We start from the raw sequence: 15046 nt of genomic DNA, 5'->3' as shown, positions 1-15046 counted from the left end.
TATTCTATATAATAATTAGTTTTTTTTGAAATACTCTCATCAAATTGTTACATCATTTCATAAAATGTTCCACCTGCAGATAGTTCATTTTATAATGACTAAAGTATTTCTTCAAATTCCTAAACAGCATTACCTGTTCTAGGTTCAATGGGTATGATCTCAGCCGATTTTATGGCACCCCTTTTTTGAGAACAGTGCAAAGGTAGTTTACATTTTTGATTTATGAGAAATAATTTCAAGTTTTTTAAATCAATCTTCTCGATAGAGATTTTGTTAAAAAATCAAAATCACTCGAAGTGACATAATTAATCTAAATCCGGTTTGCGTCTATTTACTTTACGCTCTTTGTTTGCACGTTTATTTTTAAGCCTTTTAATAATTACAGATCTTGGTGTTTTTGTAGGAATACGTCTTTTTTTAATATACAAAGTCGATTTAAGCAATTGAATCGCTCTAACAATAGCTATGTTCTTGTTTCGATGTTGACTTCGGCTTTCTCCACATTGTAGTATTAGCAAGCCATCTTTAGTTATTCTATTAGATAATTTATAAAGAATAACTTCTTTTTGTCTTTCATTTAAAACTAAAGATTCTTGGATACTAAAGGACAATTCAATTTTTGAAGACACTTTATTTACGTGTTGTCCTCCTGCTCCAGAACTCCTAATACCTTTAAATTTGAATTCTTTAATAAGTGCTTCTTCGCTAAACATTATACTTGATGTGTTGCCTTTAATAAATCTGTTACTGTTTTCACAGGATTAAAAGTTACAAGAGGTACTTCAACAAAAATAGTGTTCCAATTTGCCATACTACCATTCCAAAGCCCAGGAGATTCAAGTGCTTTAATATCTTTACCAGTTTTTGTTTTCATAGTAATAAATGCTGTTTTATAGTCTACAAACTTATAGAGATCAAAAGTTTCACCTTTATAATTTTTTATACCACAAACTAAATCTACTGGATTAAAATGTGTTGCATTTTTTAAAATATTTTTTTGATGTTTATTCTTTTTATCTACTTGAGCAGACTCAACAATCTGTAACGAAACCGTTCCGCTTTCACTTTTTACCCAAAAAGGTCCTCCTCCAGGTTCTCCTTCGTTTCTAACCATTCCACAAACACGAATAGGTCTATTAAGCTTATTTTTTAGATATTCTATTTGATATTTTGCAGAATATTTTTCGAACTCATGAGAGATAATAACATTTAATTTCTTTCTTAAAAAACGTGCTATCTCTAATAATTGAACTTCCGTTAGATTTTCTTTTTCTAATTGTTTTAAATAAGAGAAAGCTTGCTCCTGCGATTTTAACAAAATACCAGCTAACACCTTTTTATGTTTTGCAACTTCTTTTTCGTATTTATAAACCACTACATTATCTATGTTTTTTATGAAAAGAATATCTCCTTCAAAATCATTTAAATTAGATAATAAAGCACCATGACCAGATGGTCTAAAATGCAATGTTCCGTCGGAATTCTCGATTGGTTGGTTTTTTGTAGTTACAGCAATAGTGTCCGTTTCTTCTTTTTGATAAGAATAGGTAATATTAAATGTTGAATTAGTTTTATACTCTACAATGTCTTGAATACGCTTAAACTCTTTATTAAAGACGTCTTTATAGATTTCTGAAATAGTAAAATGTACACTGGCTTTTCTTTTTGTTGACGCATATAGTGCTGCTTCAAATAAATGCTCCTCGAAAGCAGTAGCAATATGGTCTTTATATTTATGAAATGGCAATAACCCTTTAGGCGAAAAACCATAGTTTAAACGGTCTTCATTTAACATTGTTTTTATAAACTCTAAAGCTTTTAAATCTGTAGATAATGTATCAAAATTTGGAACAAATTTTCTAGTTTCATTAATAACAACATTATAAAAAGGCAGTTTTTCAACACCGACACCAAATACTAATAATTCGTTTGCTTTTCGTTTATTTATGTAGCTATTAATGGTGTCCTTTTTAGCTTTGTATGTGTCCAAAAATTCAAATAAAAATTTAAACATTCTAGTTGCAGCACCAGAGGCTGGTACAAATTTCACAATATTTAGATCGTCTTTTTTATTATCATAGAACGTAGCATATTCCTGTTTTTCTTCTTCAGAAAAACTAAAAATACCATGACCTAAAATAGCGGCAGATTCTAAATTAATTAAAGGTAATCCTGATTTAAAAGTTTCAATTTGTTTTAAAACTTTTTCAACGGTTAATCCTTTTGCTTCTATTTGTGTTATTTGTGTTTCAGTGAAGTTCACTTTCTGTTTTTAATTAATTTATCTATATGTTTAGCTGCTGTTTCGAGACGTTCTTTTTCATCTCCTTTTAACAAAACATAAGGTCTGTTATACTTTTTTAAAGCCGCCTCAAAGACTTTAAACATAGCTTCTCTTTCTTGAGGCCTATCTCGTAAATCGTCAGCCTCCCAAGGCGTATCAATATACGTTAAAAAGTATAAATCGTAGGTGTTTTCTATAGCATATTTTTCTAACTGTGGATCGCATGTTCCAGAATAATAGGCTTCAGAATATACTTTTGTTTCCAACAAATCTGTGTCGCAAATTAATACTGAGTCTGTTTTTTTTGCTAATTCATTTTCTAGAAGCATTTGTCCTTCAGCAATTGGTAATAAATCTTTAGGCTCGCATGTTTTGCGTTCGTTGTTCCATTTATCTTGAAGGTATTCGCGAGCATATTCACGTACCCAAACCGAATTATAATAACGTGCTAGTTGTCTAGATAATGTTGTTTTGCCTGTGGATTCTGGGCCAAACAAAACTACTTTTATACAATTTGCTGATTGCTGTCTATACTTTTCTTCCATGCTAAATAACCAAATACTGCGATAATAGTGAATCCAAAATACTGAAAACTTGTAAAAGAGAATCCTTTATACAAATATAAAGGAACAGAAATTATATCGCCAATAATCCAAAAAATCCAATTTTCTATTTTACGTTTAGCCATTAACCACATTCCTACAAAGAAAATCGCAGTAGTTAATGTATCTACATAAGCCATCCAAGTTGTCCATTTATTGAAAATTTTATAGACAATAAAAACAAAGAGCAAAGTGGTTATAAAAATTCCTAAACTTATTTTTTTCTCTTTAATGGTAGTTCTTGATATTGGTGTTACATGCGTTGCATCTACTTTGCTTGTCCATATATACCAACCATAAATACTCATTACAAAATAGTAAGCATTTATCATCATATCACCTAAAAGCTCCCATTTTAATAGAAGATAGACAAAAATAAGTGTACTTATAATTCCTGTTGGGAACACGAGAATGTTATTTTGTTTGGAAAACCATACCGATAAAAAACCAAAAATAACAGCTACAATCTCTAAGACAATATCTAGAGTTTCATATTGAGCGTATTGATTAAAGAGTAAATCAAAAATGTGGTTCATAAGCGCTTCTATCTGTTTTTACTACTTTCATTGTGAGTACACAAATGTTTTGATTCTCGAAAGAAGTTTCTATAGCCTGAGTTAAAAAAGGCATTAATTTACTAAACTCTCCATAAATTTGAGTGCTTAACGGGTTCTCTAAAACTGTAAATTCTGAATCACGAAGTGCTTTTATAAAGTCTATAACGTGCTTTTCGTAATCATCTTGTAATGGTGATAATGTTAAGTCTATTGATATATTCATATTATCTTTTTATCTCTTCAAAAAACGATTCGTCTTCCTCAAAAGCTGTTCCAATAACCACAACATTTGCACCTGCATTAAACGCCTTTTCTATTGCTAATTTACTTCTAATTCCGCCACCAACAATTAACGGAATCTTAATTTCTATTTTTACAGCATTTATTATTTCTGAAGAAACAGCTTGTTTTGCTCCACTTCCAGCTTCTAAATAAATAAGTTGCATACCTAATAATTCTGAAGCTTTAGCAGTATCTACAATCTCTTGTAATTTAGTTAAAGGCTCAGTATTTGTTACCTTTTGAGTTGATGTTTCTTTTTTGCCATCAACTAAAACATAACCTGTAGGTATAATTTCTAAATTACTATTTCTTAATTTTGAAACTGATTTTACCTGCTGACCTATTAAATATTCCGGGTTTCTACCAGAAACTAAAGACAAAAACAAAATAGCATCTGCTTGTTCTGAGACTTGAATAACGTCTCCAGGGAATAAAACAATAGGCAAACCTGTTAATGGTTTAATTACTGAAATCAATGTTTCGGTTGCATTTTCATCAACAATACTTCCACCTATAAATATATGTGTAGCTATAGAATTATTGACTTTATCTATAAATTGCGATGTTTTTTCTAAATTGAATTTATCTGGATCTACTAAAACAGCAAGATTTCGCTTTTCTGAAGTTTTTATATGTTGTAAAATAGATTTCATCTTATTCTAAAACATAAGCACAAGTGAAACCTTCAAACTCTAAGAAGTATGAATTGTACCTGTATTTTTTCATCTTATAATCTATCCAACATACAGTTTCAAGATCCTCTATCATAAACGGAATCACTAAAAAATGCTCTCTAAACAACATTCCTGGTGTAGCAAATAGTTTATAAAGCGATTCTTTAATTCCCCAAATAACAGTTAACCTTCTAATATAATCCGATTGGTCTTCAGATAAATATTGAAATTCATAATTCACAAATTTCTTAGCTATTACTCCAATTTTCTCTCGTTGTTTTTCGATATCAATACCCACTTCAACATCGCTAACAATTACACCAGAGAAAGTAAAGCTATGCGTTATAGAAATGTGTTTACCATCTTTTAAATGAGGCTTTCCGTTTTTATCGTAATACAAGTCTTGATCTGTATAACCAAATTCTCGTAAAAGGTGTCGTACACTTAAAAAACCACGTTGATGCAGTTCGCTTTTCATACCTAGAACACGAGTTAAACTCTCTGGTTTTAAGTCTAATGCAGAAAATAGCACATCATAAGATTCTTCAATCTTCCAGATTTTAACAGTAGTTTGTGAGTTTACACTAATGGATTTATAAAGAGGCATTTAATATTCTAAATGTTATTGATTATCTTTGCAGTGCCTAAGGCGAACTTAGTACTTTCAATGGCGAATTTAACTATTTTAAGTCCTAAATCCCAAAGGTGTTTCATTTTATAAAAAACAAAGAGAAAGAAATATGAGTAATAAAACAGTTGCTTACGTACCTAACAAGGTAAAAGATATGTCGCTTGCGGCTTGGGGAAGAAAAGAAATTAATTTAGCCGAAGCAGAGATGCCAGGTTTAATGAGTTTACGTGAAGAATACAAAAACGAGCAACCATTAAAAGGTGCGCGTATTGCTGGATGTTTACACATGACTATCCAAACTGCGGTTTTAATTGAAACCTTACAAGCTTTAGGAGCAGAAGTTACTTGGAGTTCTTGTAACATTTTCTCTACACAAGATCAAGCTGCTGCTGCAATTGCAGAGGCTGGAACTGCTGTTTACGCATGGAAAGACATGACAGAAGAAGAATTTGATTGGTGTATAGAACAAACACTTTTCTTTGGTGAAGACAGACAACCATTAAACATGATTCTTGATGATGGTGGAGATTTAACAAATATGGTTTTAGACCGTTACCCAGAATTATCTGCAGGTATTAAAGGTTTAAGTGAAGAAACAACAACTGGTGTTCACAGACTTTACGAGCGTGTAAAAAATGGAACATTAACAATGCCAGCAATTAACGTAAACGATTCTGTAACAAAATCGAAATTCGATAATAAATACGGTTGTAAAGAATCTGCAGTAGATGCAATTCGTCGTGCAACAGATATTATGTTAGCAGGAAAACGTGTAACCGTTTGTGGTTATGGTGATGTTGGTAAAGGTACAGCTGCCTCTTTTAAAGGTGCAGGAAGTATTGTTACTGTAACAGAAATCGATCCTATTTGTGCACTACAAGCTGCAATGGACGGTTTTGAAGTTAAAAAATTAGAAACTGTAGTTGGAAATAGTGATATCATTATTACTACAACAGGAAACAAAGATATTGTACGTGCTGAGCATTTTGAAGCAATGAAAGACAAAGTAATAGTTGCTAACATTGGGCATTTCGATAACGAAATCCAAGTAGGTTGGTTAAACGAAAAGCATGGTCATACTAAAGATACTATCAAGCCTCAGGTTGACAAATACAACATTAACGGAAAAGATATTATCCTACTTGCCGAAGGTCGTTTAGTAAACTTAGGTTGCGCAACAGGACACCCTAGTTTTGTAATGAGTAACTCATTTACAAACCAAACTTTAGCACAAATAGAACTTTGGAAAAACAGTGCAGCATACAAAAATGATGTATACATGTTACCAAAGTATTTAGACGAAAAAGTAGCAAAATTACACTTAGAAAAAATTGGTGTTGAGTTAACAGAACTTGCAGAATACCAAGCAGATTATATTGGCGTAAAGGTTGAAGGACCATACAAGCCAGAACATTACAGATACTAGTAAAAAATGTCATTGCGAGACGCTTTTTAGCGACGTAGCAATCTCATTCTTTAAAATTATATTTAAATCCCAAGCATTCGTGTTTGGGATTTTTTTTATTTGGGCAATTTGCTTTTGGCAGAAAAACCAAAAGCAACCACGCTTTCCGCTATATCTTTTTTAAGAAAAATAAAAAAGGATGCCGCATCAATCGTTATTGCGATCTCACTAACAATTGTCATTTTAAGAAGGAGAGTTCTAGTAATCTCTTTTTTTAACCTCAAAAATGTACTTCGTTTATTTTAGTACAAACCATCCGAGTTTTATTTTACAACAAAACTCACCTTCCTTTAACTAAATGAAGAAGCGCTTACTCAACTATTGTCTTATTATAATTTACTAACTTCACAACCTTAAACAACAATTTTATGAGTCTTAACAAAGTAAAAAGCGCGCTTAACAACTTAGAATCACATATCGAAAATCACAATGTATCTAACCCAAAAGTCTCTAAAACTAATGTTGCATGGCATTTAGACCACAGTCTAAAGGTTATTAATAATGTTTGTATTGCTCTACAAAAATCAGATCCAAGTTTATATAAAAACAATTTTAGTTTTTTAGGGAAAGTATTCTTTACACTTGGTTTTTTTCCAAGAGGAAAAGCAAAAGCACCAAAACATGTTAAACCACCAGAGGTTATTTTAAAAGAGGACCTTATTTCGCAAATGCAACAAGCTAAAACTAATGTTGACACTATTGCTAGTCTAGATAAAAATGCTTTTTTTAAACACCCACTTTTTGGAGATGTTAATACTACAAGAATTTATCGCTTTTTAGCACTACATACTAATCATCATTTAAAGATTATTGAGGATATTTTGAAGTAGTAGAAATAATCTTAATTCTATTTAGTTAATATACTCTCGATGAAGCTTACTAAAAAAAACTTATTTGACATAGACCCATAAAACTGAAATACTTTGGGATTTAGATCAACATTTAGATATTCTACTAAATACGTGTTTGTTGTTTTATGCAGAAGCATTTGCTTTTCTTTAACAGATTTAACATCGGCTAATTCTATTTTTTTGCATCCAAAATACTTAAATATATATAAAAAATTATCATCAACAAAAACTGTTTTAAATCGAAATATAATTCGGAATACTAGCCAGAAAAAAGCTAAACCTATTAAAAGCAATACAAAATCCTTATCATTAGAATTGAGATACTGAAAGAGAAATTTCACAAACAAAAGAAAAAAAAGAGCATCTATAAAAACTGGAGCAATCCAATAAATGGAACTTGATATTCGTTTCTTTTTCATAAACCGAATATAAACAAAAAACGCCTTTCCATTTGGAAAGGCGTTTTTAATATCTAAAAGAAAATTATTTCTAAGCTTCGAAAGGCTCAATAGATACATAAGATCTATTGTTTCTTTTCTTTGTAAATTTTACAAGACCATCTACATATGCATGTAAAGTATGATCTTTTCCTTGGTATACGTTTTCACCTGGGTGATGCGTGTTACCACGTTGTCTTAATATGATATTTCCAGCAATAGCAGCTTGTCCACCAAATATCTTAACGCCTAAACGTTTTGATTCTGATTCTCTACCATTCTTCGAACTACCAACTCCTTTTTTATGAGCCATTGTCTTAAGGTTTTATAGTGTTAATAATTAGCTTAATGCTGCAATTAAATCTGCTTTCTTCATTGAAGAAATACCTTCAATACCTTTAGTTTTTGCAAGTTCTCTTAACTCAGCAACTGTATTTTTGCTTAGGTCTTGAGCTGCTTCTACTTCTGGTTCAGCTTTTTTAGTTTCTTTTTTTGGAGCAGCCTTTTTTGCTGGCTTAGCTCCTGAAGCTACAATGCTCTCAATAACGATTTCAGTTAAGGCTTGTCTGTGACCGTTTTTAACACGGTAACCTTTTCTTCTTTTCTTTTTGAAAACAATAACTTTGTCACCTTGAAGGTGCTTTAAGATTTTCGCACTTACTTGTGCTCCATCTATAGCTGGGGCGCCTAAAGTAATATTGTCACCATCTGCAATCAAAAGAACATTATCGAAAGACATAGTCTCTCCTTCTTCTGATGCTAAACGGTTAACAAAAACTTTTTGGTCTTTTTCAATTTTAAATTGATGCCCTGCTATCTCTACAATTGCGTACATTAGCGTAACGTTTTTATTAATTTGTTATTAAATACATCTACTTTCTTCTCAGAAAGCGGATGCAAATATACTCCTAATAAATTAATTTACAAACGTTTTCATCTAATGATTACTAATATTTTAACCACATTTCCTCCGTTTTTTAACAAGGTGTATTCTTTAATAGAAATGTTGTCATTTTAAAAGTAATATTTAACTGTTGATTTTTTATCTATTTAAAGAGTTCTTTAAGCCTGTCTAGATGTTTCATTTTTAAACAAGTATTAATTTCAATACTAACCAGTTTTATCCATATTCCATCTAAAAAGCAATAATTAACATCAAAGTTGAAAACTTTAAAAAACAGATAATTGAGTGTTAATTTTTTAACATATTATTTACTTTATATTTAACTATTAGTAATTTTGTAGATAACTTGTAACAAATTATCTAAGTTATAGACCTATAAATCAATTAACATTAAACAACTCAAAATGAAAAAAAGTTTATTCTCGTTAGCAGCTTTGCTATTGGCTGGATTTGCAGCTAATGCGCAAGAAGTTAAATTTGAAGAGTACGATTTAAGTAACGGCATGCACGTTATTTTACATCAAGACAACACAGCTCCTGTTGTTACAACTTCAGTAATGTATCATGTTGGTGCAAAAGATGAACAACCAGACCGTACAGGTATGGCTCACTTTTTCGAACACCTTTTATTCGAAGGTACAGAAAATATCGAGCGTGGTGAATGGTTTAAAATTGTAACTTCTAATGGAGGAAGCAACAATGCCAATACTACAGATGATAGAACATATTACTACGAAGTGTTTCCTTCTAATAGTTTAGAATTAGGGTTATGGATGGAGTCTGAACGTTTAATGCATCCAATCATTAATCAAATTGGTGTAGACACACAAAATGAAGTTGTTAAAGAGGAAAAGCGTCTACGTGTTGATAATGCTCCATATGGTAAGTTTATTGAAAAAATAAAACTTAACATCTTTAAAAAACACCCTTACAAAGGAACAACTATTGGTAAAATGAAGCATTTAGATGCTGCATCTTTAGAAGAGTTTCAAGCTTTCAACAAAAAATTCTATGTACCAAATAATGCCGTTTTAGTTGTTGCTGGCGATATAGATGTTGCTTCAACAAAGAAAATGATTGAAGATTATTTTGGGCCTATTCCAAGAGGAGAAGATATTGTTAGAAATTTCCCAAAAGAAGATCCTATTACAGAAACTATTAAAGCTAAAGCTTACGATTCTAATATTCAGATTCCAGCAATTATGGCTGCTTACAGAACTCCTGCAATGACAGAGAGAGATGCTTATGTTTTAGATATGCTATCTAGCTATTTAAGTTCTGGTAAAACTTCAAAATTATATAAAAAACTTGTTGACGATGAAAAGAAGGCGCTTCAAGTTGGTGCTTTTAGCCAAAGTCAAGAAGATTACGGAACGTATATTTTATTTGGATTACCATTAGGAGATAATTCTTTAGAAAGCTTATTAGCTGGAATAGATGAAGAATTGGTAAAGGTTCAGAACGAATTAATGTCTGAAAGAGATTACCAAAAACTTCAAAATAAATTTGAAAACGATTTTGTAAACTCTAACTCTAGCGTGTCTGGTATTGCAAATTCTTTAGCACGTTACTATATGTTATATGACGATGTAAATTTAATTAATAACGAAATTAATATTTACAGATCTATTACTAGAGAAGAAATACAAGCGGCTGCAAAAAAATACTTAAACCCAAATCAACGTGTGGTTTTAGAGTATTTACCAGAAGTTAAAGAAGATAACTAGAAAACATATAAATGAAACTTTCATAATTTTAAAAATAAAAGTAACGTTTGACAAATTTCAAAAAACAAAGAAGACAAATGAAAACAAAAATAACAGCAATTATAGCACTGTTTTTACTATCCTTTTCGGCTACTGCTCAAATAGATAGATCTGTGCAACCAAAACCAGGTCCAGCTCCAGCAATTACTTTAGAGGTTCCTGGTGAGTTTGAACTTAAAAACGGACTTAAAGTCTTAGTGGTAGAAAACCACAAGTTACCAAGAGTATCTTACTCTTTAAACATAGACAACCAACCTCAAGTTGAAGGCAATATCGCAGGTGTTTCTGGCATACTAGGAGCAATGTTAGGTAACGGAACAACTTCTATTTCCAAAGATGCATTTAATGAAGAAATCGATTTTCTTGGTGCAAGATTAGGATTTGGATCAAGTAGCGCATCTGGTAGTTCTTTAACTAAATATTCTGAAAGGATATTAGAATTAATGGCTGATGCAGCAATGAATCCGTTATTAACTGAAGAAGAGTTTCAAAAGGAAAAAGACAAAGCAATTGAAGGTTTAAAATCTAGCGAAAAAAGTGTAGATGCTGTTGCATCTCGAGTTGGCGGAGCATTATCTTATGGTAAAAAACATCCTTATGGAGAGTTTATTACAGAAGAGTCTCTAAACAATATTACACTTGATAATGTACGCGCTTTTTACCAACAAAACTTCAACTCAAACAACGCTTATTTAGTAATTGTTGGTGATGTAGATTTTAATACCGTTGAAAAACAAGTAAAAAAATATTTCAAAAAATGGGATGAAGGAATCGATGTTACTAAAAACATTCCAGAACCATACAAAAACGTAAACGCAACAGAAATTAACTTTATAGATATGCCAAATGCTGTGCAATCTAACATTTCTGTTTCAAGTAATGTAAAATTAAAAATGGGTGATCCAGATTATCATACTGTTTTAATTGCAAACAAAATTTTAGGTGGTGGTTTTAACTCTTACTTAAACATGAATTTACGTGAAGCTCATGGTTATACTTATGGTGCGCGTTCTAGCGTTGGTAATGATCGTTATGGCGCTTCTCGTTTTACAGCAGGTGCTCAAGTAAGAAATGCGGTTACAGATAGCGCAATAGTAGAATCTTTAAAAGAAATTAAAAGAATTAAAACTGAAAAAGTTTCTGCTGAAGATTTAAGAAATGCTAAAGCAAAATACGTTGGTGATTTTGTATTGGCTTTAGAGCAACCTTCAACAGTTGCTAGATATGCCTTAAATATTAAGTTGAATGATTTACCAAAGGACTTTTACAAAACGTATTTAACAAAAATTAATGCTGTTACTGCAGACGATGTACAACGTATTGCTAACAAATATTTTACAGAAGACAACGCTAGAGTAATTGTTGTTGGAAAAGGTAGCGAAGTAGTTTCTAACTTAGAAAAAACAGGATTACCTATTAAATATTTTGATGCTTTTGCAACAGAAGTTACTAAGCCTGTATTTACTAAACCAGTTCCAACTGGAGTTACAGCTCAAACAGTTATAGATGCTTATTTAAAAGCTATTGGTGGAAAAGATAAAGCGACAACAGTTAAATCTACTTTTATTACAGCTAGTATTAGTGGCTTAGCTCCTTTCCCGTTAAAAGCTGAATTAAAAGCGATGCTACCAAATATGCAATCTATGGAAATGAGTGCAGAAAACATGGGAACTTTAATGAAGCAAAAGTGGGATGGAACTAAAGGTTATATGGAACAGCAAGGTCAAAAGAAAGATTTATCTGAAAAAGAAATTGCAGATAAAAAGACTGACAATCCTATATTCCCAGAATTGTTTTTGAAAGCAGATCAATTAACGCTAGAAAGTATTGTTGGTTTTGAAGGTAAAGACAATTACAAAGTTAAAGTAACTAAAAATGGTGAAGATTCATTTAGATATTATGGAGTTGATTCAGGTTTGCTAAACAAAACCGAATCGTCAAAAGAATCTCAAGGTCAACAAATATCTTCAATTGTAGTGCTTTCTGACTATAAAGACGTAAACGGACTTATGTTTCCTCATAAAATGGACATAACTACTGGACCGCAAAAAATTCCTATGGTAATTTCAAGCGTTAAAGTAAACGAAGGTGTTACTGATGCCGATTTTAATTAAAGAAGTTTTTTAGAAAATACATTAAAATCTGAAGTCGAAAGGCTTCAGATTTTTTTTTGCTTCTTATTAGCCAAATACACTCCAATTAATATAACAGCAGAAGCCACCATTTGTAAAACACTAAAAGATTCTCCATCTAGCAATCCCCAAATTAAAGCTACAATTGGCATAATATAAGTTACTGAGGACGCAAACACAGGTGTAGACATTTGAACCAGTTTAAAAAACAACACCTTAGCAATAGCAGTTCCAAATAAAGACAAAATAGCAACGTATAAAATCGACATCCTAAACTCTGGTTTACTAAACGCTTCCGCAGAAAAGAAGTTTGTAAAAATTAACACTAACAAACCAGGAATAACAATAGGCACATAATTTCCAACAGCAATAGTTAATGGCTTTACGTCTTGTAAATAACGTTTTATAATATTTACGTTAGCAGCATACATTAATGTTGAAGCAATTATAAAACCAGCAAACAAATAATTTTGATCTGGATTTAACTCAGCACCTTTTAATATTAATAAAGCAGTACCAATAAAACCTATAACTACTCCTAGAATTTGTCTTTTGGTAGAGGTTATTTTAAAAATGGCCAATCCCATTAAAACTGTATTTAATGGTACTAAAGAATTTAATACAGAAACCACTGCACTATCAATTTCGGTTTCGGCAATTGCAAAAAAGAAAGCAGGAATAAAAGAGCCTAAGAAACCAGAAACTACAATCCATTTCCAATCGTCTTTTTTAATGGTTTTTATAGTTTTAAATCCTGCGGCAAATAAAAACAAACCTGTTAACACGGTTCGTAAAGCTCCTAATTGATAAGGATCTAGACCAATTAACGCCTTTTTAATAAGTATAAAACTTGTTCCCCAAATTATAGATAAGATAATGAGGTAAGTCCATTTAGATCCTTTCATTTACGTAATACGTTGATTAGCTTGTACAAAAATGAAAAATTTAACGCAATAAACAGATATATTTGTTAATTTTGTAATTAATAACAAAAATCGATAATCATGAAAAACTTAAAAAATATATTAGCAATCGCTATTATTACCATTGCAGCGTTTAGTTGTAAAAATGAAACACAACCAGAAGTTAAAACTGTTGAAACTGCTGAAACAGTAGTTAAAGCGGTAAAATCTGAATTAGATCCAAATGCTACTTATGCAAAAGCAGAGTTTAAAATTGAGGGTATGACTTGTGCAATGGGTTGTGCAAAAACGATTGAGAAGAAAATGGCTAAAATGGAAGGTGTAAAGTCTGCAACTGTAGATTTTGACAGACAATTAGCAATGGTAGAATACGACGAAGCAAAAGTAACACCAGCAAGCTTAGAAAGTACTGTAACAAGTGTTGCAGATACTTACAAAGTAAAAGACATGAATACTGTTGAAGCTTTCTCTACAGCAAAAAAAGAATGCACAATGAAATGCAAAGCAGACTGTACTAAAAAAGATTGTAAAGACTGTGCAGTAAAAACTGCTGAATGCAAGAAGAAATGTGCTAGCAAAACAGCAGAAGAAAAAATGGCTTGTGCTAAAGATTGTAAAAAAGCTTGTTGTGCTAAAGAAGCTAAGGCATAGTTTTTAACGCTTATAAATTTTAAAAGCTTCAACATAAAGTTGAAGCTTTTTTTTTGGAATAAAAACACCTTTTACCTAAAGAATGACTTAATAATATGTTTATATTTAGACACACACTACTCGTTGTTGCTAATTTAAAAAACCTTTAATGAGAAAAATACTAATAACTGGAGGCTTTGGAAAAATAGCAAAACATTTTGTTCAAAATTTCAAACATAAATATGAAATAACCGTTGCAGATATTGTAACAGGAAATGAAATATATACAGATAAAGTTCGAATTGAGAAAGCAAATTTAATGGACCTTTCAGCTTGCTCAAAACTATGTGAAGGAATTGATACCGTAATCCATTTAGCTGGAATAGTCGACCCAATTTCAGAATCAGATGAGATCCTGGGTACTAATATAAAAACAACTCAAAATATATTTAAAGCAGCCATAAAAGCAAAATGCAAAAGATTGATTTTTGCAAGTAGTGCGCAAACTATCGAAAGTTATCCCATAGACATTCAAGTAAACAAAGATATGCTCGTAAAACCAAAGAACATTTACGGAGTCTCAAAATGTTTCGGAGAAGCTTTAGCTGCCTATCATGCATATAATAATGGGATTTCTGCTATTTGTTTACGAATTGGAGCCTACGAATTCCCAAAAGACTTTACAGAAATGAACGCGAGAGATTTAAGTGCTTTTCTAGATCCTGATGACTTTAATCAATTATTAATTGGATGCATTGAAACAGAAAACATACAATATGAAGTTCTAAATGCTATTTCAGATAATAGATACAAACGATTAGACATAACGGAATCTAAAGAAAAAGTTGGATATCGACCAAAAAAAGATGCTTTTGAGTTATTTAAATTGACAAAAGAATAAAAAATGA

Annotated in this window: 16 protein-coding genes and 1 riboswitch; of the genes, 6 read left to right on the top strand and 10 right to left on the bottom strand. The window is 31.4% G+C overall.

Features of this window, described 5'->3' with window-relative positions; genetic code table 11:
- Positions 1 to 99 precede the first annotated feature (99 nt).
- Positions 100 to 192: riboswitch (TPP riboswitch) on the bottom strand.
- 113 nt (positions 193 to 305) lie between these two features.
- The 7 genes from arfB to CW733_RS13955 are packed head-to-tail and all read right to left on the bottom strand — an operon-like array spanning position 306 to position 5006.
- Positions 306 to 713 (bottom strand): alternative ribosome rescue aminoacyl-tRNA hydrolase ArfB, encoded by a 408-nt coding sequence (arfB, locus tag CW733_RS13985; protein ID WP_100997771.1) that lies wholly within the window; start codon positions 711 to 713, stop codon positions 306 to 308.
- Positions 713 to 2263, bottom strand: a complete 1551-nt coding sequence (locus CW733_RS13980) for a DUF4301 family protein (protein ID WP_100997770.1) — start codon at positions 2261 to 2263, stop codon at positions 713 to 715. The genes arfB and CW733_RS13980 overlap by 1 nt, the downstream gene beginning before the upstream one ends.
- Positions 2260 to 2829 carry an AAA family ATPase gene (locus CW733_RS13975; protein ID WP_100997769.1) on the bottom strand — a complete coding sequence of 190 codons (570 nt, stop codon included), beginning with the start codon at positions 2827 to 2829 and terminating at the stop codon, positions 2260 to 2262. The genes CW733_RS13980 and CW733_RS13975 overlap by 4 nt, the downstream gene beginning before the upstream one ends.
- Positions 2790 to 3422 carry a nicotinamide riboside transporter PnuC gene (pnuC, locus tag CW733_RS13970; RefSeq protein ID WP_100997768.1) on the bottom strand — a complete coding sequence of 211 codons (633 nt, stop codon included), beginning with the start codon at positions 3420 to 3422 and terminating at the stop codon, positions 2790 to 2792. Before pnuC ends, CW733_RS13975 begins: the two co-directional genes overlap by 40 nt.
- Entirely contained in the window at positions 3406 to 3666 is a 261-nt protein-coding gene (locus CW733_RS13965; protein ID WP_100997767.1) for a hypothetical protein, read from the bottom strand. The genes pnuC and CW733_RS13965 overlap by 17 nt, the downstream gene beginning before the upstream one ends.
- A gap of 1 nt (position 3667) precedes the next feature.
- Positions 3668 to 4378, bottom strand: coding sequence for a geranylgeranylglyceryl/heptaprenylglyceryl phosphate synthase (locus CW733_RS13960; RefSeq protein WP_100997766.1), 711 nt, complete (start codon positions 4376 to 4378; stop codon positions 3668 to 3670).
- A 1-nt stretch (position 4379) separates the two neighbouring features.
- Positions 4380 to 5006 carry a 4'-phosphopantetheinyl transferase superfamily protein gene (locus CW733_RS13955; protein WP_100997765.1) on the bottom strand — a complete coding sequence of 209 codons (627 nt, stop codon included), beginning with the start codon at positions 5004 to 5006 and terminating at the stop codon, positions 4380 to 4382.
- Between the two features lie 133 nt (positions 5007 to 5139).
- Between CW733_RS13955 and ahcY the strand changes: the two genes are divergently transcribed.
- Positions 5140 to 6456 (top strand): adenosylhomocysteinase, encoded by a 1317-nt coding sequence (gene ahcY / locus CW733_RS13950; RefSeq protein ID WP_100997764.1) that lies wholly within the window; start codon positions 5140 to 5142, stop codon positions 6454 to 6456.
- Positions 6457 to 6863: 407 nt separating this feature from the next.
- Positions 6864 to 7325: a DUF1569 domain-containing protein gene (locus CW733_RS13945; RefSeq protein WP_100997763.1), complete on the top strand. Its 462-nt coding sequence runs from the start codon at positions 6864 to 6866 to the stop codon at positions 7323 to 7325.
- Between the two features lie 510 nt (positions 7326 to 7835).
- On the opposite strand, the gene rpmA is transcribed toward CW733_RS13945, so the two are convergent.
- Together rpmA and rplU are read right to left on the bottom strand one after the other, a co-directional pair.
- The gene (gene rpmA, locus CW733_RS13935; RefSeq protein WP_034062695.1) at positions 7836 to 8096 is read right to left on the bottom strand and encodes a 50S ribosomal protein L27; all 261 of its coding nucleotides are present in this window, start codon (positions 8094 to 8096) and stop codon (positions 7836 to 7838) included.
- Between the two features lie 27 nt (positions 8097 to 8123).
- Entirely contained in the window at positions 8124 to 8618 is a 495-nt protein-coding gene (gene rplU / locus CW733_RS13930; protein WP_100997761.1) for a 50S ribosomal protein L21, read from the bottom strand.
- 473 nt (positions 8619 to 9091) lie between these two features.
- On the opposite strand from rplU, the gene CW733_RS13925 reads away from it, so the two are divergent.
- Positions 9092 to 10414: a pitrilysin family protein gene (locus CW733_RS13925; protein ID WP_100997760.1), complete on the top strand. Its 1323-nt coding sequence runs from the start codon at positions 9092 to 9094 to the stop codon at positions 10412 to 10414.
- 77 nt (positions 10415 to 10491) lie between these two features.
- Positions 10492 to 12567, top strand: coding sequence for a pitrilysin family protein (locus CW733_RS13920; protein ID WP_100997759.1), 2076 nt, complete (start codon positions 10492 to 10494; stop codon positions 12565 to 12567).
- Between the two features lie 44 nt (positions 12568 to 12611).
- Here the strand turns inward: CW733_RS13920 and CW733_RS13915 are convergent, their stop codons facing one another.
- Positions 12612 to 13490, bottom strand: coding sequence for a DMT family transporter (locus CW733_RS13915; RefSeq protein WP_100997758.1), 879 nt, complete (start codon positions 13488 to 13490; stop codon positions 12612 to 12614).
- A 99-nt stretch (positions 13491 to 13589) separates the two neighbouring features.
- Between CW733_RS13915 and CW733_RS13910 the strand changes: the two genes are divergently transcribed.
- Together CW733_RS13910 and CW733_RS13905 are read left to right on the top strand one after the other, a co-directional pair.
- Positions 13590 to 14159, top strand: a complete 570-nt coding sequence (locus tag CW733_RS13910; RefSeq protein WP_100997757.1) for a cation transporter — start codon at positions 13590 to 13592, stop codon at positions 14157 to 14159.
- 148 nt (positions 14160 to 14307) lie between these two features.
- Entirely contained in the window at positions 14308 to 15039 is a 732-nt protein-coding gene (locus CW733_RS13905) for an NAD(P)-dependent oxidoreductase (protein ID WP_100997756.1), read from the top strand.
- Positions 15040 to 15046: the final 7 nt, after the last annotated feature.

Source organism: Lacinutrix sp. Bg11-31 (genome assembly GCF_002831665.1).
Classification (GTDB): domain Bacteria; phylum Bacteroidota; class Bacteroidia; order Flavobacteriales; family Flavobacteriaceae; genus Lacinutrix.
The sequence above is the reverse complement of the archived record's forward strand: the minus strand, read 5'-3'. Positions and strand labels throughout refer to the sequence as shown.